24 protein-coding genes are annotated in these 19,381 nt (G+C 66.5%); 13 read left to right on the top strand and 11 right to left on the bottom strand.

Annotated features, from left to right (window positions below):
* The first annotated feature begins 1 nt into the window (after position 1).
* The 3 genes from cobT to WD430_RS12205 are packed head-to-tail and all read left to right on the top strand — an operon-like array spanning position 2 to position 2,930.
* On the top strand, positions 2 to 1,072 hold the full coding sequence (gene cobT, locus WD430_RS12215) for a nicotinate mononucleotide-dependent phosphoribosyltransferase CobT (RefSeq protein ID WP_339102722.1): 1,071 nt from the start codon (positions 2 to 4) through the stop codon (positions 1,070 to 1,072).
* Positions 1,069 to 2,166, top strand: coding sequence for a threonine-phosphate decarboxylase (locus tag WD430_RS12210; RefSeq protein WP_339102721.1), 1,098 nt, complete (start codon positions 1,069 to 1,071; stop codon positions 2,164 to 2,166). Before cobT ends, WD430_RS12210 begins: the two co-directional genes overlap by 4 nt.
* Positions 2,163 to 2,930, top strand: coding sequence for an adenosylcobinamide amidohydrolase (locus WD430_RS12205; RefSeq protein WP_339102720.1), 768 nt, complete (start codon positions 2,163 to 2,165; stop codon positions 2,928 to 2,930). Before WD430_RS12210 ends, WD430_RS12205 begins: the two co-directional genes overlap by 4 nt.
* Before the next feature lie 128 nt (positions 2,931 to 3,058).
* Here WD430_RS12205 and WD430_RS12200 read toward each other — a convergent pair whose 3' ends face one another.
* Positions 3,059 to 3,781 carry a ZIP family metal transporter gene (locus WD430_RS12200; protein ID WP_193366259.1) on the bottom strand — a complete coding sequence of 241 codons (723 nt, stop codon included), beginning with the start codon at positions 3,779 to 3,781 and terminating at the stop codon, positions 3,059 to 3,061.
* Positions 3,782 to 3,992: 211 nt separating this feature from the next.
* Between WD430_RS12200 and WD430_RS12195 the strand changes: the two genes are divergently transcribed.
* Both WD430_RS12195 and WD430_RS12190 read left to right on the top strand, forming a co-directional pair.
* On the top strand, positions 3,993 to 4,415 hold the full coding sequence (locus WD430_RS12195; RefSeq protein ID WP_339102719.1) for a hypothetical protein: 423 nt from the start codon (positions 3,993 to 3,995) through the stop codon (positions 4,413 to 4,415).
* 128 nt (positions 4,416 to 4,543) lie between these two features.
* A complete protein-coding gene (locus WD430_RS12190; RefSeq protein WP_339102718.1) occupies positions 4,544 to 4,756 on the top strand; it encodes a hypothetical protein in 213 nt (70 codons plus the stop codon).
* A gap of 218 nt (positions 4,757 to 4,974) precedes the next feature.
* Here the strand turns inward: WD430_RS12190 and WD430_RS12185 are convergent, their stop codons facing one another.
* Positions 4,975 to 5,526 carry a nucleoside-triphosphatase gene (locus WD430_RS12185; protein WP_339102717.1) on the bottom strand — a complete coding sequence of 184 codons (552 nt, stop codon included), beginning with the start codon at positions 5,524 to 5,526 and terminating at the stop codon, positions 4,975 to 4,977.
* 121 nt (positions 5,527 to 5,647) lie between these two features.
* Between WD430_RS12185 and WD430_RS12180 the strand changes: the two genes are divergently transcribed.
* Positions 5,648 to 6,673 (top strand): amidohydrolase family protein, encoded by a 1,026-nt coding sequence (locus tag WD430_RS12180; protein WP_339102716.1) that lies wholly within the window; start codon positions 5,648 to 5,650, stop codon positions 6,671 to 6,673.
* 31 nt (positions 6,674 to 6,704) lie between these two features.
* On the opposite strand, the gene WD430_RS12175 is transcribed toward WD430_RS12180, so the two are convergent.
* Positions 6,705 to 6,953, bottom strand: a complete 249-nt coding sequence (locus tag WD430_RS12175) for a hypothetical protein (RefSeq protein WP_339102715.1) — start codon at positions 6,951 to 6,953, stop codon at positions 6,705 to 6,707.
* Positions 6,954 to 7,202: 249 nt separating this feature from the next.
* Between WD430_RS12175 and WD430_RS12170 the strand changes: the two genes are divergently transcribed.
* Positions 7,203 to 7,715, top strand: a complete 513-nt coding sequence (locus tag WD430_RS12170; protein WP_339102714.1) for a YkgJ family cysteine cluster protein — start codon at positions 7,203 to 7,205, stop codon at positions 7,713 to 7,715.
* A gap of 104 nt (positions 7,716 to 7,819) precedes the next feature.
* Entirely contained in the window at positions 7,820 to 8,128 is a 309-nt protein-coding gene (locus tag WD430_RS12165) for a translation initiation factor eIF-1A (protein ID WP_083870274.1), read from the top strand.
* On the opposite strand, the gene WD430_RS22620 is transcribed toward WD430_RS12165, so the two are convergent.
* Positions 8,098 to 8,451 carry an Lrp/AsnC family transcriptional regulator gene (locus tag WD430_RS22620; RefSeq protein ID WP_407067145.1) on the bottom strand — a complete coding sequence of 118 codons (354 nt, stop codon included), beginning with the start codon at positions 8,449 to 8,451 and terminating at the stop codon, positions 8,098 to 8,100. The two genes, WD430_RS12165 and WD430_RS22620, sit on opposite strands and share 31 nt — an antisense overlap.
* 228 nt (positions 8,452 to 8,679) lie before the next feature.
* On the opposite strand from WD430_RS22620, the gene WD430_RS22615 reads away from it, so the two are divergent.
* Together WD430_RS22615 and WD430_RS12160 are read left to right on the top strand one after the other, a co-directional pair.
* Positions 8,680 to 8,955: a HalOD1 output domain-containing protein gene (locus WD430_RS22615; protein ID WP_407067120.1), complete on the top strand. Its 276-nt coding sequence runs from the start codon at positions 8,680 to 8,682 to the stop codon at positions 8,953 to 8,955.
* A gap of 194 nt (positions 8,956 to 9,149) precedes the next feature.
* A complete protein-coding gene (locus tag WD430_RS12160) occupies positions 9,150 to 9,869 on the top strand; it encodes a DUF2270 domain-containing protein (protein ID WP_339102713.1) in 720 nt (239 codons plus the stop codon).
* Between the two features lie 232 nt (positions 9,870 to 10,101).
* On the opposite strand, the gene WD430_RS12155 is transcribed toward WD430_RS12160, so the two are convergent.
* Complete coding sequence (locus WD430_RS12155; protein ID WP_339102712.1) at positions 10,102 to 10,299, bottom strand: cold shock domain-containing protein; 198 nt, start codon at positions 10,297 to 10,299, stop codon at positions 10,102 to 10,104.
* An 89-nt stretch (positions 10,300 to 10,388) separates the two neighbouring features.
* A complete protein-coding gene (locus WD430_RS12150; protein ID WP_339102711.1) occupies positions 10,389 to 11,051 on the bottom strand; it encodes a hypothetical protein in 663 nt (220 codons plus the stop codon).
* 286 nt (positions 11,052 to 11,337) lie between these two features.
* On the opposite strand from WD430_RS12150, the gene rqcH reads away from it, so the two are divergent.
* Positions 11,338 to 13,509 (top strand): ribosome rescue protein RqcH, encoded by a 2,172-nt coding sequence (rqcH, locus tag WD430_RS12145; protein WP_339102710.1) that lies wholly within the window; start codon positions 11,338 to 11,340, stop codon positions 13,507 to 13,509.
* A gap of 7 nt (positions 13,510 to 13,516) precedes the next feature.
* On the opposite strand, the gene WD430_RS12140 is transcribed toward rqcH, so the two are convergent.
* From WD430_RS12140 to WD430_RS12130, 3 genes are all read right to left on the bottom strand, one after another.
* Positions 13,517 to 13,801, bottom strand: coding sequence for a DUF6360 family protein (locus WD430_RS12140; RefSeq protein ID WP_339102709.1), 285 nt, complete (start codon positions 13,799 to 13,801; stop codon positions 13,517 to 13,519).
* Between the two features lie 188 nt (positions 13,802 to 13,989).
* Positions 13,990 to 15,765 carry a ferredoxin--nitrite reductase gene (locus WD430_RS12135; RefSeq protein ID WP_339102708.1) on the bottom strand — a complete coding sequence of 592 codons (1,776 nt, stop codon included), beginning with the start codon at positions 15,763 to 15,765 and terminating at the stop codon, positions 13,990 to 13,992.
* Positions 15,766 to 15,827: 62 nt separating this feature from the next.
* Complete coding sequence (locus WD430_RS12130) at positions 15,828 to 16,184, bottom strand: hypothetical protein (protein ID WP_339102707.1); 357 nt, start codon at positions 16,182 to 16,184, stop codon at positions 15,828 to 15,830.
* Between the two features lie 343 nt (positions 16,185 to 16,527).
* On the opposite strand from WD430_RS12130, the gene WD430_RS12125 reads away from it, so the two are divergent.
* Together WD430_RS12125 and WD430_RS12120 are read left to right on the top strand one after the other, a co-directional pair.
* Complete coding sequence (locus tag WD430_RS12125; protein ID WP_339102706.1) at positions 16,528 to 16,821, top strand: hypothetical protein; 294 nt, start codon at positions 16,528 to 16,530, stop codon at positions 16,819 to 16,821.
* A 117-nt stretch (positions 16,822 to 16,938) separates the two neighbouring features.
* A complete protein-coding gene (locus WD430_RS12120; RefSeq protein ID WP_345786454.1) occupies positions 16,939 to 17,316 on the top strand; it encodes a CBS domain-containing protein in 378 nt (125 codons plus the stop codon).
* A gap of 24 nt (positions 17,317 to 17,340) precedes the next feature.
* Here WD430_RS12120 and WD430_RS12115 read toward each other — a convergent pair whose 3' ends face one another.
* Both WD430_RS12115 and WD430_RS12110 read right to left on the bottom strand, forming a co-directional pair.
* Positions 17,341 to 17,871, bottom strand: coding sequence for a hypothetical protein (locus WD430_RS12115; protein ID WP_339102705.1), 531 nt, complete (start codon positions 17,869 to 17,871; stop codon positions 17,341 to 17,343).
* An 85-nt stretch (positions 17,872 to 17,956) separates the two neighbouring features.
* A complete protein-coding gene (locus WD430_RS12110; protein WP_339102704.1) occupies positions 17,957 to 19,171 on the bottom strand; it encodes a DUF418 domain-containing protein in 1,215 nt (404 codons plus the stop codon).
* Positions 19,172 to 19,381: the final 210 nt, after the last annotated feature.

Raw genomic sequence — 19,381 nt, 5'->3', positions numbered from 1 at the left:
GATGCGCGTGATCCTCCCCGCCGGGACGACCGAGACGGCCCTGATCGAGGGCATCAGCGCCGCCGGGGCCGCCCCGGAGCTGATGGAGCACACCCCCTCCGCGGACGTCGAGATCCTCGAGTACGGGAGGCCGACGACGGCTCCCGTGACGCCGGTGAGTCCGAACGGCTGTCCGACGCCGGCCGCGGTGACCCGCGCGGTGCGAGAGGTAATCGGCTTCGATACGACCGTGGTCGACGCCGGCCTCGCCCGGCCGACCGGTGCGCCCACCGTCGATCTCGAGGTCGATCCCGGTGCCGACGTTCGTGAGCCCGAGGCCGTCCCCGGCGCCGAAGCGATCTTCGACCGCGCCCGCGCGTTCGGCGCGAGCCTCCCCGACGACGACCTCCTGATCGGTGAGACCGTGCCGGGCGGCACGACGACCGCGCTGGGCGTGCTCACCGCGCTGGGCGTGCCGACCGGCGTCTCCTCGTCGCTCCCGCAGAACCCGATCGAACGCAAGCGGCGGGTCGTCGACGAGGCCCTCGCCGCGAGCGACCTCGCGGCCGGCGACTGCGCCGGGGCGCCGCTCGAGGCCGTCCGTGCGGTCGGCGACCCCGTCCAGGCGACCGTCGCGGGAATCGCGGCCGGCGCGCTCGAGTCGGGCGCCGACGTGACGCTGGCCGGCGGCACGCAGATGGTGGCCGTCGCGACGGCCCTGCGCCACGCCGGCGTCGACGATCCGCTGTCGATCGCGACCACCTCGTTCGTCGCCGACGAGCGGGGGGATCAACTCGGCGAGGCCTGTTACCGCCTGAACTGCGACCTCACGGTCACCGACCCGGGTTTCGACGCGCGCGACCACGTCGCAATGGCGCGCTACTGCGCCGGCGAGGCCAAGGAAGGCGTCGCGATGGGCGGCGCGCTCTCGCTGGTCCCCGACGGCCGGACGGACGAGGTGCTGGATCGACTCGAGGCCGTCTGCGCTCGCCTCGGCATCGACGCCGACGGCGCACCGGGACCGGAGACGCGAACGGGGACCGAAACGGAGGCGCGGACCGAAGCGGAGACGCGGACGGAGGGAGATCCGTGAACCCCGACGCGATGCGCACCGGTGAGCGAGTCCCGCACGGCGGCGAGACCGACCGTGACGTCATCGACTTCTCGGCCAACACCAATCCGTACTCGCCCGACGGCGTCGAGGCGGTCTACGCGGACGCCCTCGAGGACTCCCGCCGGTATCCGGACGACGATTACCCCGAGTTCCGGGCCGCCGCGGGGGCGTTCGTCGGCTGCGACCCCGAGCGCGTGATCCCGACGCCCGGCGGCCTGGCCGCGATCCGACTGACGATGGAGAGCGCGCTCGAGGCCGGCGACGAGGCGCTGGTCCCGTTTCCGAGTTTCGGCGAGTACGCCCGCGAAGTCCGCCTGCAAGGGGCTTCGCCGCGGTTCGTTCCGCACGACGGGATTCTCGAGGCAGAGAGGGAGGTGCTCGAGGACTGCGCGCTGGCGATCGTCTGCACGCCGAACAATCCGACGGGCGACGCGGCCGATCCCGACGCGCTGGCCGAGTTCGCAACCCGCTGTGGAGCCACGGGAACGACGCTGCTGGTCGACGAGGCCTTCCTGGGCTTTACCGACCTGCCGTCGGCTGCCCGCCTCGAGTCCGAGGACGTGATCGTCGCCCGCTCGCTGACCAAACTGTTCGGGCTGCCGGGGCTGCGGGCCGGGTTCGCGGTCGCGACGGGCGAGCACTGCGAGGCCCTCGAGACGGCCCGCCGCGCCTGGTCGCTGGGCACGCCGGCGGCTCGGGTCGGCGCGTACTGTCTTCGACAGGACGCGTTCGTGCGCGAGACGCGAGAGCGGGTCGCCAGCGAGCGCGAGCGAATGCGAGAGGCGCTCGCCTCGCGGTTCGACGTCCGGCCGTCGGACGCGCCCTACCTGCTGTGTGACGTCGGCGAGCGGGACGTCGACAGCGTGATCGCCGCGGCCCGCGCGGACGGCGTCGCGATCCGCGACGCGCGGACCTTCCGCGGCCTCGACTCGCACGTCCGCGTCGCCGTCAAGGACCGCGCGGCGAACGGTCGACTGCTCGCGGCCCTCGGCGTCGCCGACGGATCGGGATCCGACGACTCGGGTGCCGGGCGCGAGACCACCGACACCGAGGATGACCGCCGCCGGAGATGACCGCGACTGGCCCCGCGTACGAGGCCGTGCGTCGAGACGGCGTCCTCCGGGCGGCTCGCTCGGGGACGGAGTGGCTCTCGACCGGCTGGAACGGCGGCCGCCGGACCGCGGACTGCGCCTACAACGTCACCGTCCCCGACGGCTGGGACCGGACCGATCTCGAGGCGTACGTCGACGAGCGCCTCGAGCGCGCGGACTTCGACGCCGGCGGACCGACCCTCCTGACCGGCGTCGAGCAGGCCGACGCCCGCGGCGCGCGGCGGGGCTCCGTGACCGCCTACGCGACCGCCGGTATCTCGAACCCGGCCGCGCTGCCGATGGACCCGGAGGACGACTCGGACTCGAGTACCGTCGACCCCGACTCGACGACCGGGGACGGCGACGCGACACCGGGCCGCGGCACCGTCAATATCGTCGTCGGCACGACACGGGCGCTCGCCCCCGGCGCGCTGGCGAACCTGGTCGCCGTCGCCGCGGAGGCGAAGGCCGCGACGCTGCTCGCCGAGACCGGGTTTCCGGGGACTACGACGGACGCGATCGTCGTCGGACACGATCCGACCGGCGAACGGACCGCGTTCTCTGGCAGCGGGACCGACGTCGGCTCGGCGACTCGAGCCTGCGTCCGCGAGGCCGTGCGCGCGTCGCTGCGGGCCCGCTACGCGGACCGCGACGAGAGCCTCCCCGAGTCGGCCGCCGACGCGACCCACGGCGTCTCGACGGACGTCCGGGCCGAGGTCTTTCGACCGACGCTCGAGGAGCGATAGCCGATTCTCGAGTGTCGCCTCACGCGACTATGTAGTCGTGTACCGTCCGAGTTGACGATCAGTCACGACGACTGTTGTTTCGTGCCCTCGAATACGGAGAACCTCGTCTTTCGACTCTCAGCAGACCCTCAGTGTAGCATGTCGAGGAGGAAGATGAGGAGGAAGCCGACGAAGAACAGCGTCGTCGACGTCGGCGTCTCCGGGACCTTCTGGGCTTTGACGAGGAGTTCCTCGGTCACCAGATAGAGGAGGGCGGCGGATCCGAACGCGAGCACGAGCGCGATCGGCGTGCCCGTAACGCCGTCGAACAGGAGGACGCCGGCGGTCACTCCGCTCAGCAGTAGCAGCCCGAACCCGGCGGGGACGGCCAGTTTCTTCGGCGTGCTCGTCTCCTCCGGGAGCGCGATGACGCCGGTCACGCCGAGAAAGAGGACCTCGATCGCGAGCGCCACCGCGATGAGAACGCCCGTGGCCGCCTCCGCCAAGAACGCCACGCCGATCAGAACGCCGTCGATCAGCATGTCGATACTCACGGTGATCAGCAGACCAGCGGCGCCCGCCATCTTTCCGCCGATGCCCCGCTTTTCGACGTACTTGCTGAGGCGATGGATGCCGAGCATGGTGGCGACACCGATCGCGAATCCGACGATGACCACGGTCGGAGCCCGCGTATGGACGTCCGGGAGGAGTTCGGCGGCGACGGCGGCGAACACGACGCCGGCCGCGAAGTGCTGGACGTTACTCTCCATTTGCGGTCCCGGCGTCCGGTAGACAGCCGCGAGTCCGCCGATGAGCGCGGCGACGACCGCCAACATCGTGTACGAAAGGGCCTGTACCAGGGTACCAGCCATCTGACTACCGCTTGCGTCTGGATACAGTTGAATGCTATTTCCACGAGACCTGGATATACCGTATCCGCTACCCGAAACGGGACTGGGCACGGGAGAGCGATTCCAATAGCGCAAATAATTGAGACGCATCAGACGACCCTCGAGCCCGTTTCGAACCCCGGAGTCCGACCGATATACACCTTTTACCCGTCTCGAGCCTAACGAACGGGCAATGGCGGGGGACACTGAAGACGATCCGACGGCGATTCGCTCGCTCGCGCTCTCGGCCGAGGATGCGGTCAACGCCTACGCGTACACGCGGGAGAACCCCGGCGCAGCCGTGCTCCGGGTGACGCCGCCGTTCCACGGACGGATGCGGGCGCGGATCCACGTCTACCGGCGCGACGACACCGAACTGACCGGCGCGGTCCACGTCCCGCCCGGGGACGTCATCGCGGACGACGTCGTCGCCGACTACCCCGACCTCGAGGGGGAACTCGAGGACGCCGACCCGTCCGAGACGGACCGGATCCGCAAGCGCCACGCCGAGGCCGTCGAGGACTGGCAGGCGCGAGCGGAGGCGGCGATCGTCGACGCGGTGGAACTCGAGACCGACGCGGGACCCCACCGCGTCGACGTCAAACGCCTCGGGTAGGCCGGAGACTCGCGCCACCATCGCCGCGACGTCAATCCACAGATCCCACGTCACACTCCCGCTGTCCTGCACTTTCACTTTCACTCCGGGCGGATCGGTTTAACGTACTTTCCGTCTCATCGATACGTATGGCACTGATCGTCGACCGAACCGATGACCGATCCGAGCCGACCACCAGAGACGAGGGCACCGCGCTGGAGTTCGACCCCCAGCGACGTCGCATCGACGTCACCGATCTCCACGCCGCCGGCATCGAGGAGTTCGTCGAATCGAGTGTCGACGCCGACGACGTCTCGCTCGAGCACCGCCTCGACCGGACGTACCTCGTCATCGAGGAGTAACGTCGGTAGCTGAATTCGCACACGCACGCGTTCCGCCGGCGTCCCTGTCAGACGCCGACGGTTCCCCTGTCACACGCGCCGCCGAATCGCCTGTCACACGGTTCGGCGGCATCCCTGTCACCCGCTCCGCTGGAACGCCTGTCACGGTCCGGCGGAACAGCCGTCACACGCTACGAGAGCTCGAAATAGGAACTGAGATTGGGATTGGGGCCGATAGACTATCGAGGCCGGATTCGGGACCGGACCCACGCGGCGAGGGTCTCGGGAAGCGCGTCTCGCGCGTCCGGCTCGATCACGAACCGCTCCGTATCCGACCGATTTTTCACCGCGCCGAGGAATCCGTCCGTCGCGTCCAGTTTGATCGCGGCCAGCACCGGCGTCGACGACTCGAGGGCGCGCCTCGTTTCCCGAACGAACCGGTCGCTCTCGAGTTGCATCGGCGCGATCTCGTCGATCACCACGCAGTCGGCGTCGTCGACGGCCGGCGGCAGCGCCCTCCCGGCGAGACGATCGACGGCCGAGACGTCGACGGTGTAGGTGCCGACGCTGGGACCGTCGACGAAATCGACGCGGGCCATCGGCGCACGCTCACCGCTCCCGAGAGCGACGATATCGAACCCGACCCGCTGGCCGTCCGCGCGGCGTTCGGGGCTCGAGAGTCCACCGACCGTGTAGCCGTCCCCGCGCAGGCGCGAGACGGTCCGCTCGAGGGCGGTCGTCTTGCCGCTGCGGGGCGGTCCGGTGACGAGGGCGGTGGTCGCGTCCGACATCGGTACTTCGACGTTCGTAATCGGATCGTTCGACCGCCTCGGGACTAAAAGCCTCCGCGACCCGTCGCCCGACTGATCGGTCCCCCGTACCGTTTTTGTCCTGATTGTGGGGAGTAATAGCATGCCTCGAGCGCGAGCGAGCGACCGAGAGCGATCGATGACGAGCGCGTCCCGGCGACGCGTGCTCTCGAGGGCGAGCGCCGGACTCCTCGGAGCCGCCGGCGCCATCGGCGCGGGGGCGAGTGCGACGGCCGAGACGGAACCGAACGCGGGATCGAGCCAGGAAGAGTCCGACAGCGGACAGCCGCTGTTCGACGTCCACACACATCTGATCCCCACCGAGACCCTCGACAGGGATCCGCTGGACGCGGACGACCTGGTGTCGTGGATGGACGCGGTCGGCATCGACCGCGCGGTCGTGCTGGCGCTCGATTCGCCCGAGAGCTATCCGGTTCAGGCGCCGAGTTGGTGGATCCTCGAGCAGGTCGCCGCCTACCCCGATCGACTCGTTCCCTTCTGTACGGTCGACCCGCGGACGCTGGTCTACGAGGAAGACTTCTCGGCCGTCACGAACCTGCTCGAGCGCTACGTCGAGCGGGGCGCGCGGGGCTTCGGCGAACTGAAGGCCGGCTTGCCGGTCGACGACGCGCGACACGAGCGGCTGTACGAACTGTGTGCCGACCACGGGCTCCCGGTCGTCCTCCACTTCGACGACAAGGCGATGCTCGACGCGGTCGGCCTGCCGCGCTTCGAGGACGTGCTGGCGTCGTTCCCCGACGTCGATTTCGTCGGCCACGCCCACGGCTGGTGGGCGCACATCTCCGCGGACGTCGAGGAAGCGGATCTGGGTCGGTACCCCGAACGACCGGTCGAACCCGGCGGTCGGGTTCCGGAGCTTCTCGGCGCATACGACAACGTCTACGGCGACATTTCGGGACTCTCCGGCTGGACCGCGCTCACCCGCGATCCCGAGTACGGACGGGCGTTCCTCGAGACCTACCACGACAAACTCCTCTTCGGGACGGACTACCTCCATCCGGATCAGGCGGTTCCACAGCTCGGACTGTTCGATCGGTTCGACCTCTCGGCCGAGGCGCGGGCGAACGTTCGCTACCGGACCCTCGAGGGGCTGCTGGAGCAGGGATGAGTAATCGACAGTCGGCCGGTTCCCGGCCCGCTCAGAACCGCTGTAGCCGCACTTCGTCGCCGGTGATCTCGTCGATGTAGTCCTCGTCGAGCTGGAACCGTTCCATACCGTCGGCGACGTCCCGGTCGCGGTGGAGCCGCGACTTGATCGAATCGCTCATCTCCGCGCCGGGTTCGACGTACGCGACCCCCGCACCGACCTCGTCGATGACGCCGATCTCCTCGCCGTTCGTGTTGACGACTCGCTTCCCTTCCTCGTCGACGGTGAGGTTAGCGCACATATCCCTTCGTTGCCCGGGGATCGGGGTATACGTCGGCCCTCCATGTGCCTGTGTCGGGGTCTCGAGCGGTGCGGCTCAGTGACGACGTCCTCGAGTCGATCGTCGATCCGCGGTCGGTCGTTCGGTTTCTGAGACGATCCGCGCGCGGTCTCGCCGTCGAGCGTGCGAGGCAGGCCGATCCGTCGGCCACCGGGCGGAACTGAAAAACAGGTAGAAAGGCACTTGAAGACGAGGCCCCTCCCCCGACTCGTGAGCGCTGACCAGCGGCGACGCGTCGAGGTCTATCCCGACCGCGAGGTCGTCGTCGAGTTCGATCCGGAGCTTACCTTCGAGTGCGTCGACGACTGCACGTGGTGCTGTCACCACGGCGTGCTCCTCTACGACGAGGACCTCCTCGAGTTGGCCCAGCGGGCGAATCTCGCCGAGACGACGACGGACTTCCGCGGCGAGAAGTTCGTCACCCGCGAGGAGAAAGACCGGGACGACCACGTCAGCGACGACGGTTGTGCCTGCGCCTTCCTCCGGGAGGACGGCCTCTGTGCGCTCCACCTCGAGGAGGACTGGAAACCGACCCGATGTTCGGTCTTCCCGCTCGGGGTCTTCCTCGAGGACGGCGACCTCCACGTCGACATCCGCGACTCGGCCCACGAACACTGCGAGGGGCTGAACGTCAGCGAGCGACGGGTCATCGACAACCTCGAGGCCTTCCTGCCGGAACTGCTGTGGGAACTCGAGAATCCGGATTCGGATCGGGAACTGTAGCCATCAGTCGCCGTTCGCCGATCGCGAGCGTCGGCGCGGCTATCTGTCTAGCGTCCCCACTGTCCGATCGAGCCAGATGTTACCACGTCCCTCCAATCCTTTAAATGTCTCCCGCCCGTAGTACAGTTGTGACAGAAGAATCCGGGCGCCGGAACCTCCGTATGCCCAACAACGATGAAGTATTCGCCGTCGTGACCGAACACCTCGGTGGCAACCACGTCCAACTGCGCTGTGCCGACGGCGAGGAACGCCTCGGCCGCATCCCCGGTCGGATGAAATACCGCACGTGGATCGAACAAGACGACATCGTCGTCGCCGAACCCTGGGACTGGCAGGACGAGAAGGCGACGATCGAGTGGCGCTACACCAGCCAGGACGCAGATCAACTGCGTCGCGAAGGCCACATCGATTGAACCTCGGTAACTCGAACTGATCGCATTTCTCGCCGATTACTACTGCCCTCGAGCGACAGCGTTCGCGGCGGATGACGGCCGTTCTCGTCGAAAGCTAGTCCCGACCGAGTGAGATCGATCTCGATGCACCAGTTATCGTAGTCGATTTCAGGATGATAGCCTCGAATGATCCCAGCACCTTCCATCTTCTTGAGACGGTTTCGGACAGTAAGGGCCGCGATACCGATCTGCCTACCGATATTCTCGGTACTAATACTGCGAGCGTTCTGCTGGAGGAGATGGAGAATTTGCCGATTCCGGTCATCCAGTTCGGACGAACCCATGTCTACGCTCATTCCACGCACAGCTCCACGGAGTTACAACCCATGAAAGCGGATTTTCTGTTCCAGTCGGAACTTCTACTCGATTGCTTCCCTCTGCTGACAGCTCTTTCTCTCCTCCAACTGCTGCGATAACTTCCTCATCTGCGCTGAAGGGCAACCAGAGATGCTAACCCAGCGACCAATTACATTTCAAAGTCGGGATTTATCCGAGTACGGCCACTGTACCTGATGATGGAAACCCAAGATCCGGAACCTCGTTTGGTGGTGGAATACGAAATTCCGGAAGACGAATCCGTGAGTAGAGCAGCCATCCACGCTGTAAGCTCATTGAAACAGTGTGAGCCTTGGGAGTTGCCCCCGTTGTATGAGACAATAGATCCTGAACTGTTGGATATGCTGTGTGAGTCACAACGGAATGGGACAGTCAAATTCGTCTTCAACGACTTCCACATTACCGTTGAGAGAGGCAAGTTTCTTCTACTTCAACCAGCAGACCGGGAGTAACTGTCAGTTTTATCCGAATATCTAAGCGTGCATTTTTATCGCTGTGATCGCTATCTGTCTCCTCGAATCGGTTACTTGACTGCCTGTCTCGTACGGCAACTACGTATGCGTACTATTCGATGTTCTCCAGTACATGACATTCAGATTACGCCGTCACCACAACTGCTTATGGAGCGAGGAGATGTCTCTCCGCTATGACCGATTCGAGTAGCGACGAGTTCGACCCAACAGCACCGGACCAACGGGAGATCGGCCGCGAAATGGTCGACGACAGTACGGGACTCGGTTCGGTGATGGCCCACGCCTATCGCGGAGAGATAGACCGAGTGGGGACGTGGCGACAGCGCCTCGACGAGACGACGACGTGGGCGGTGACGCTGATGGCAGCGATCTTGACGTGGGGGTTTTCGAGTACCGATAACCCACACTATCTCTTGCTGATCGGGATCGTTGTCGTCACCGTCTTTCTGGGCATCGAAGCACGGCGGTACCGGGACTACGACGTCTTTCGCTCTCGCGCACGAGTCATCCAAGAGAACTTATTCGCAAACGCCCTCGATCCGTCTCAAGGCACTGAAAGTCACGACTGGCGAGCGGAACTGAGCAGGGACTATCGCAGGCCGACGCTGAAAGTCTCGGTATACGAAGCGCTCGCAAACCGGCTCCGGCGTGTGTACCTTGCTCTGCTCAGTGTCCTCTTGGTCGCATGGGTCTTCAGGATTACAGCGTTCGCGCCGCGCCAGGACTGGCTGACAACCGCTGGAATCGCCAGTATCCCCGGGATTGCTGTGGTTGCCGTTGTGGGTGTGTTCTACGTCGTACTGCTGGGCGTCACCTTCTGGCCCCACGAGCGCCATGCCAAGGGTGAATTCCGCGAAGGGGAACCGGACGACTGGAAAGAGACAGACGGATAAATCCGTTCCCGATACTGAACGCGAATTGTGACTCCTAGATGGGACGAATAAACCGTATTACCGACTACTGAGAAGAACCCCGTTCTCCGATCTACTGACATGGGTCTCGAGTCGGCGCTGGTCGATTCCGTATCGACCGCGCTACCGAACGCACGGAGCGATCGCTCAGCACGGAACGCGAGAAAAGCACAGCGACAGTCAGCGTCGCCCGCTGGCGACGAAGCCGTCGCGATCAGTTATTGCGGACGACGTTCGTCGCGCGGGGCCCCTTGGGGGCCTGTTCGATGTCGAATTCGATCTCCTCGCCTTCCTCCAGATCCGGGCCGCCGACGTCTTCCATGTGGAAAAACACGTCATCGTCCGCGTCCGCAGTCGAGATGAAACCGTAGCCGCCTGTGTCGTTGAAGAAATCAACCTTGCCGTTTGCCATTACGAACAATTGTAGGGTCAGCCCACGAATAAGGGTTCCGAGGGTCGTGATACCACGGGAGTCGCGGTCCGAGGGCCCGTTTCTCTCGGTCAGTTGATCGTGATCTCGAGTTCCAGAAGCCCGAGGTGGGGCGGCGCACCGCCGCCGGTCTGGCGAAGATCGGTGGCGCTCGCGCCGATGTAGTCGTAGAACTCGGAGGGGTTCTGAGGGATCACCGGCGTCCCGTCGTCGCTTTTGAGGTAGGCGGGGGCGTCCGTGCCTTCGATCCGGGCGACCCGTTCGTCCCAGTCGCTGCCCGAGTAGCAGAAGACGCCGAAGGAGAACCGGCCCGCGGCCAGCGCGTCGTGTTTCGTCCGGAAGTGCGTCGCCTCCTCGGTCTTGTACTCCTCGTCGCTGACCCAGGCCAGTGCCGCCACGCCGTCGGTCTGCAGGAGGTAGAGGTCCCAGCCGAGCTGGGCGTCGAAGACGGCCCACGCGTTTCGCGGCCCGACCGTGTCCACCTCGAGGCTAAAGGCGGGCCGCCCGCGGGAGGGCTCGTGGACGAACGTCGCGTCGTAGCCGGGGACGCGGATCCCCCGGTCGTGGTAGACGATGCCGTCGACGGGAATGTCCGCGTCCAGACTGGCGACGATCTCCCGGACGGAGAACGCTCCCTCGTTCTCGAGGTGGTCGACGAACGTGGGGAACCGGGAGACGTCGTCCCACGGCCGGTCGTCGGGGTCGGGGCTCGAGTCCGGGCCCGGCTGACTCATCGGCGACCTCCGGCGGGCCGGTATCCGCATGGGACCACGGGTCGGTCGTCGCTGCGGTGCCGAACGGCCGCGGCGGTCGGGCGTCGGCCCCGACGGCGCGCGTCGACGCTGTCGTACATAGGCGTACGGTGGGCCTCGGCGCGGATTAGGCTTTCTGACCGCCTTCGACGGACGTTGGCGACGGTGGTCGTCGCCCGCGTCGCGGACCGGTTCCGACCGCAGCGAGGGCGCGAGCCGACCGGGGCGGAGCGACACTCCTTTTTGACAGCGCCGGGCAGTTTGGGGTATGGATCCAAAGCGGGAGCTTACCAGCGTCGACCTCGCCGCCCTCGTCGGGGAACTCGGTGCCTACGAGGGGGCCAAGGTCGACAAGGCCTATCTCTACGGCGACGATCTCGTCCGGCTCAAGATGCGGGACTTCGACCGGGGCCGCGTCGAGTTGCTGCTCGAGGTCGGCGAGACCAAGCGGGCGCACACGGTCGCCCCCGAGCGGGTGCCCGACGCCCCCGGCCGACCGCCGCAGTTCGCGATGATGCTCCGCAACCGGCTCTCCGGGGCCGACTTCGCGGGCGTCGAACAGTACGAGTTCGACCGCATCCTCGAGTTCGTCTTCGAGCGCGACGACGGCACCACCCGGATCATCGTCGAACTGTTCGGCCAGGGGAACGTCGCCGTCACCGACGGCGAGTACGAGGTGATCGACTGCCTCGAGACCGTCCGCCTCAAATCGCGGACCGTCGTGCCGGGCTCGCGCTACGAGTTCCCGGACAGTCGGACGAACCCGCTGACGGTCTCCCGGGAGGCGTTCGATCGCGAGATGGAAGACTCAGACACCGACGTCGTTCGGACGCTAGCGACCCAGCTCAACTTCGGGGGGCTCTACGCCGAGGAGATCTGTACCCGCGCCGGCGTCGAGAAGGCGATGGACATCGCCGAGGCCGACGAGGACGTCTACGACCGCATCTACGGTGCCATCGAACGGCTCGCCTTGGACCTGCGAAACGGGAACTTCGATCCGCGGCTGTACGTCGCGGACGAGGACGACGGGGACGAGGGCAGCGATGACGATGAGGACGTGGACGAGGACTCGAGCCCCGACCGGGTCGTCGACGCGACGCCGTTCCCGCTCGAGGAGCACGTCGAACTGGCCTCGGAGCCGTACGACTCCTTCCTCGCGGCGCTGGACGACTACTTCTACCGGCTCGAGCTCGCCGAGGACGAGGAGGAGACCGATCCGACCGCCCAGCGGCCCGACTTCGAGGAGGAGATCGCCAAGTACGAGCGGATCATCGAGCAACAGCAGGGGGCGATCGAGGGGTTCGAGCAGGAGGCCGACGCCCTCCGCGAGCAGGCGGAACTGCTGTACGCCGAGTACGGGCTGGTCGACGACATCCTCTCGACGGTCCAGGAGGCCCGCGCGCAGGATCGCCCCTGGGACGAGATCGAGGAACGCTTCGCGGAGGGGGCCGACCGCGGCATCGCGGCCGCCGAGGCCGTCGTCGACGTCGACGGCAGCGAGGGGATCGTCACCGTCGAGATCGACGGCGAGCGCATCGACCTCGTGGCCCAGCGGGGCGTCGAGCAGAACGCCGACCGCCTCTACACCGAGGCCAAGCGCGTCGAGGAGAAGAAGGAGGGCGCGCTGGCGGCCATCGAGGACACCCGAGATGATCTCGAGGAGGCCAAGGCGCGCCAGGAGCGGTGGGAGGCCGAGGACGCCGCCGACGAGGGCGACGAGGACGAAGACGACGAGAGCGAGGAACGCGACTGGCTCTCGGAGCCCTCCGTCCCGATCCGGGAGAACGAGCCGTGGTTCGACCGGTTCCGCTGGTTCCACACCAGCGACGGCTACCTCGTGATCGGGGGACGAAACGCCGACCAGAACGAGGAACTCGTCAAGAAGTACTTAGAGCCCGGCGACAAGGTCCTCCACACGCAGGCCCACGGCGGTCCCGTCACCGTGCTGAAGGCGACCGATCCCAGCGAGGCCTCATCGTCGGACATCGAGTTACCGGAGTCGAGCATCGAGGAGGCCGCGCAGTTCGCGGTCTCCTACTCGTCGGTCTGGAAGGACGGCCGCTACGCCGGCGACGTCTACGCCGTCGATTCCGACCAGGTCACCAAGACCCCCGAGAGCGGCGAGTACCTGGAGAAGGGCGGGTTCGCGGTCCGCGGCGACCGCACCTACTACCGGGACACGCCGGTCGGCGTCGCGGTCGGCATTCAGTGCGAGCCCTACACCCGGGTCATCGGCGGCCCGCCGTCGGCCATCGAGGGCCAGGCGGAGACGACGATCGACCTCGAGCCGGGTCGCTACGCGCAGGCCGACGCGGCCAAGCGGCTCTACCGGCGGTTCCGCGAGCGGTTCGAGGACGAGTCGTTCGTCCGGAAGATCGCCAGCCCAGACCGCATCCAGCACTTCATGCCGCCGGGCGGGAGTCGGATCAGCGAGGAGTGACTGTTCGCTATTCGTTGCTCGCGTCCTCGACGCGATCCGCGTGTTTCTCGAGGTCGGCCGCGAGCGTCCGCGCCTGATCGGGCGTCAACTCGAGCGCTTCCATATGCGCGGGGAGGTGTTCCTCGGTCATGTTGTCGAGTTCGAACTGCAACCGGACGCGATCGGGGTTCTCCTTGTCGGAAGTCGCGTTCGCGACGGCAAAGGCCTCGGTCTCGAAGTCCCGTCCCGTCGCGACGGCGTCGACGAGGTCGAGCGTCGTGTAAGCGTTGACTTTCATCAGTCGATCGGTCATGTCTCCGGAGAGCCGTCGAACGCACTTAGGCGACTCGACGGTCGACCGGCGGAGTACGGAGCGGACGCCGGTCGGCGACGCGTCTCGGTTGCAGTGACTCCCAGGGCGCTCGATACTGCTCCTCGAGACGGGAATGGAGGTCCGCAGAACGGTACCACGAGGGTTCGAACGGGGAGTCGGATTCGCGGTCAGTCGTCCGACGTGATCGGCGTGCCGTCGGCGCGAGCGGGCGCGGGACTCTCGTCGAGCTCGTCGTCCTCGGCGTAGGGGTACCACGTTCGCTTCGTGTTGTGCATGTACGGGTCGTCGTAGTCCGTCTCCTCCGGTTCGACCAGCTCGGCGAGTTCCTCGTCGTCGCGCGCGGCGACGAACTCCCGGAAGCTCTCCTCGCCGTCGCGAGCCTCGGCGAAGTTCTCGATCAGGTTCGCGATCGCACCGGGGACTTCGTCCGCCGGAACGCGCTCGGTGACCCACGAGGCGAACTGGGGCTCTTCGCCGAGACCGCCGCCGAGTCCGATGTCGAGCGCCTCGACCGGGTTACCGTTCTTTCGCGTCTTCATCCCGCGCAGGGAGACGTCGGCGATCTGCGGCTGGGCACACGACGCCGTACAGCCCGAGAGGTGGATGTGGAAGTCCTCGACGCCGTCGGGGAGCTCGACGTTGTCGGTGAGCCAGCGGCCGAAGCGGACCTGACGGTTCTTCGTCTCGACGATCGAGAGCGAACAGAACTCGGTGCCCGTACAGGCGATGGAGCCGCGCTGGAACGGGTGGGGATCCGGACTGTAGTCCTCGAGCACCGGTTCCGCGCGCAGGTCGTCGACGTTCTCCTCGGCCACGTCGGTGAGGATGATGTTCTGGCGCTGAGTCAGGCGAACCTCGCCCGAGCCGTACTCCTCCGCCGCGTCGGCGATCGCGTAGCCGTCGTCGACGCCGATTCGACCGACGAGGACGTTCAGTCCGACGTAGTAGTCGCCGTCGACCTGCTCGTGAACGCCGACGTGGTCGTGCTTGCCGTCGGCCTCGCCCGCGTTGTACGAGTACGAGTCTCGAAGGTCGTCGCCCGCGGTCTCGAGTTCGAAGTCGACGTAGTCTTCCTGCAGCGTCTCGCGCACTTTCTCGGGCCCCCACTCGTCGACGAGGAACTTGATACGCGCGTTGTATCGGTCCTCCCGGTCGCCGTGGTCGCGGAACAGCGCCGAGAGACCCCCGGCGACGTCGACGGCCTGCTCGGGCGTCGCGAAGACGTCGATGTCGCGTGCGAAGCGCGGTTCGTTGCGCGAGAGGCCGCCACCGACGCGGACGTTGTAGCCCGTCACGCGCTCCCCGTCGATCTCCTTCTCGGCGGGCTCGAACGCGAGGTCGTTGATGTCGCCCTGTCCGCAGCCCTCGTCACAGCCCGTCACCGACACCTTCCACTTGCGCGGGAGGTTCGAGTGGGCCTCGTTCTGCTTGTACGTGTCGTGGAGCTCGTTCGCGAGCCAGTCGGCGTCGACGTGCTCGTGTTTGTCCTTGCCGGCGACCGGACAGCCGACGATGTTCCGCCAGGAGTCACCGCAGGCCTGGACCGTCGAGAGACCGACGTCCTCGAGTCGCTCGTAGATCTCGGGGACGTCCTCGAGACGGATCCAGTGGAGCTGGATCGCTTGACGAGTCGTGACGTCGAGCCAGCCGTTGCCGAACTCGGGGTTCTCGACGGGCCCGCGGGAGAACTCGTCCGCGATTTCGACGATGCGTCGGAACTGGCCGGGCTCGAGGACGCCCCCCGGCGGACCGATCCGCATCATGAAATACGATTCCTGGCCGGCTCGCTGGTGGTACAGGCCGTACCACTTGAACCGCTCGAACCAGGCGTCGTGTTCGTCGTCGGGGATGGACTCCCATCCCTCCTCGGCGAAGCGTTCTATCGCGTCGCGAATATCGGTTCCGTAGAGTTCGTCCTTCCACTGCTCGACGTCACTTGCCATTGAGTCCGTTATATGGCGGGAACGTATAAGCAACTCCGTCTGCCGTCAGTTCTCCCCGGCGCTCACGTCTCTCGGACATCGTTGCCGCTATCGTTCGCTCCCGTCTCAGCGTCGGGCTCGACGAGCGACTGGACGCTCTCGGGATCGTACGGTTCGAACTCGCCATCGACGATCCGACCGACGGGTAACCGATCGATCGAGTCTCGAGTGCCGCATTCGAGACACTGTCCGACGGCGTCCACGGTCACGATCGGTCCGTCAACGCCGACGTCGACGAACCCCTCCAGGAGGACGTACGCGGGTTCACAGTCACAGAACACGCCTCGAGAGAGGGTCCAGACGTCGCTGACGCTCACCTCGCGGCTGTCGTTGACGCTGATCCACGCGCCGTCGTCGAGCGTTCGCAGTGCGATCGTCATACGACCGATCGGGTCGCGACGGATCTCCATCCGTCGGCCAGGGCAACGCTTACCGATTCGAGAACGCCGGACTGGACGAAAATCACGCGACGGCGGTCGATCCAACGGCGACGGTGCGGTCCGAGATAGCGGCTATTCTTTCTGTTATGCGGCAGACGGGAGAGAACGATCCGACTTCGTGTCGCCGGTGTCGTGCCGTCACAGCACCTGCACACGCGACGCTGCTGACGAACGGGGTGGTCGTCGGCCAGGCCCCGATCCCGAGACGAACGGGGCGGTCTCCGTCGGTCAGGCTGCACGTGCCGGGTCCAGGTCTACACCGCCGACTGTAGACGAACCGATCATGGCCGATATCGATACCGACACCGAGACCGACCTCGAGCTGGGGAAGGCGACGATCGTCTACGAGACCGCGACGGGCGAGTTCGAGCGCGCGACCGTCGACAACGACCACATCGCCTACTTCCAAGATCACTGGCTGTTCGCGTACGGGACCAACGAGAACGGCGACGACGTCGTTCGCCGCGTTCCGAAAGAGCGCGTCCGCTACGTCGAACGCACCGTCGAAGAGATCGAGGAGACGTTCGAGTCCGGGATCGAGAAGGCGAAAGGGAAACTCGAGGAGATGCGGGACTGACACCGGTCGGTCGCCGGCGTGACGGCGCCGTCCGAGACGGGATTGCGCGTCGAATGCGGACGCGAATTCGTACGGGCGTGGGTAAAAGCCATGAGGGATGTTACCGTACGTAGGCGTATGTCACCGACGAACGGAACCCGCGTCAACGACGTGATGTCGACGCCGCTCGAGACGATCTCGAAGAGCGCGACGATTCAGGAGGCCGCGACGAGAATGCGCGACGAGGAAATCACCGCGTTGGTCGTGACGACGGATCCCCCATCGATCGTCACCAGCACCGATCTCGTGAACGCCGCCGCCGAGGGCCGCGACCCGACCGCCGTCGCGGTCAGGGACGTGATGACGGAGTCCGTCGAGACCGTGCCGCCGGACCTCTACCTCGAGGAGGTCGCCGCGATGATGACCGGCCTCGGCATCGGACACCTGCCCGTCGTGAAGGGGGACGATTACCTCGGGATGGTCTCCTCGACCGACGTCACCGCGCAACTCTCCTGAGATCGGCGTTCGACTCCGCCGGCGTCAGCCGTCGATCTCGCCGCCGTCCGCCGCTTCGTTCCGATCGATCCGGTCGATCGTCTGCCGTTGATTCTCGTCGTAGGACGCGCCGAGGGCGATCAGGAACCCGGTGATCGCGGTCACGACGGCGATACTGCCGACGGCGACGATCGCGATCGGGACGACGTCTCCCGGGAGGACCTGCGCCGAGGTCAACAGCGCGACGGCCGTCACGGCCGCGACGAGCGCGAGCAGTCGACCGAACCGACCCGTGTTCAGCCCGCGATCGGATTCGTCGGCGCCGCCGTCGACCAGTTCGTTGAGGACCCCCGCGTACTCGCCGTCGCCCACCGCGTTCCCGAGCGAGTGGACCGAGTGGGCGACCCACAGCCCGGCGGTGAAGTTGAGCAGCGCGACGAACGAGACGAGTCCGACCTGACCGGCGAGGAACAGCCCCGCCAGCACCGCGTTGGCGAACGCGAGCACCATGAGCGCGTGGACCGCGACCGAGCGCGTACCGAAGTCCTCGAGGAGCGTGACGTGTGCGAGCTTCATGCTACATATTAGCACCCACCGGGGATACCGCTGCGCCCTAACAGTGAAGCCCGGCCTCGCCGGTGAGATCCGTCCGCGTCGGCAGTCAGTCCTCGCGTCGGCCGTACCGAAGCGGCTGCAGTTCGCCGTACGTGAGTACGCGCCAGAGCCACTCGAGCGGGCCGAACCGGAAGTACCGCAGCCAGAGGACCGACAGCGGGATCTGTATCGCCCAGATGAGCAGGACGACGCCGAGGGCCTCGACTCGGGTCAGCCGCCCGAACAGCCCGAGCCCGTGGCCGTAGAAGATCGACGTGGCGAGGACCGTCTGCAGGATGTAGTTGCTGAAGGCGGTCCGGCCGACGGCGGCCAACGCACGGGTCGCGAGTCCCGCGGGCCGCCACCGGCAGAACAGCATCACGATCCCGATGTACGCGCCGGCGAGGGGGAAACTCCCCCAGTAGTTGAACTGCCGCCAGAACAGGGCCGCACCGGCAGCCCAGTCGTTCGCCTCGATGTACCAGACGCCGGCGAGGATCGCGGCGAGCCCGCTGACGGCCCCGACGCCGATCAGCCGGCGGTAGAACCGCGACGAGCGGTCGTTCGTCAGGACGCCCCACTCGAACAGCGCCATCCCGAGCAGCATGGAGCCGGTGACGCGCCAGGCGCTGTAGCCGAAGAAGCCCGACGTCTGGCGCTGGAACGCGGTCGGGACCCGATGGTCGAGTTGGGCGAGCCAGCCGCTGCGATACGTCTCGATTTCGGACCGAAGCACCGCCTCGGCCGGCCGCCACGAGTCCGCGATCGCGGCCGGATCCGTAGTGAGCCCCGACGCCACCTCGAGGAGCGACGGGACCGCCAGCAGGGCGAGCCCGAAGGCCGCCAGATCCCGCGCGTCGTGATCGCGAAGGAAGCCGACGACGATCGCGCAGATCCCGTAGGCGACGAGGATGTCGCCGTACCACAGCAGGTAGGCGTGTGCGAGTCCGGCGACGACGAGCCAGACGGACCGCCGGACGTGTACGTCGACCGCGGACCGGCCGCGTTTCTCGGCGCTGCGGGTGAACAACACGACGCCGCCGCCGAACAGGAGCGTGAATATCGTGAGAAACTTCTGCTGGCCGAAGACGTGGCCGACGAACCAGACCCAGTAGTTCGCCCCGGTCAGGTCGCCGTACGTCGTCGGGTTCGTCAGCACCACCGACGGCATCGAGAACACTCGAACGTTGACCAGTAGAATCCCGAGGAGCGCGACTCCCCGCAGCACGTCGAGGCCGACGATCCGATCGGACGGCGGCGTCGGCCCGGTCTCGGAACTCATCGCTTACCCGTCCCGTGGTGTGGGGGATACAAAAGAGGTGGTACAGCGGTCCGAGACGACGATCCGCGATACCATCCCTCACTGCGAGCCACGCGGACCGCGACCGGTGAGCCACGCGGACCACGTCCGGTGACGCGTACGGACTCGAGCGCCCGTTCGACGGAGCGATTCGGCCGCAGACGTCGTCTCGAGGATCGCAGCCCACTTACC

The organism is Haloterrigena sp. KLK7 (assembly GCF_037914945.1).
In the GTDB taxonomy this organism is placed as follows: Archaea; Halobacteriota; Halobacteria; order Halobacteriales; family Natrialbaceae; genus Haloterrigena; species Haloterrigena salinisoli.
Note: the sequence above shows the minus strand (reverse complement) of the source record. Positions and strands in the feature narration are given on the sequence as shown.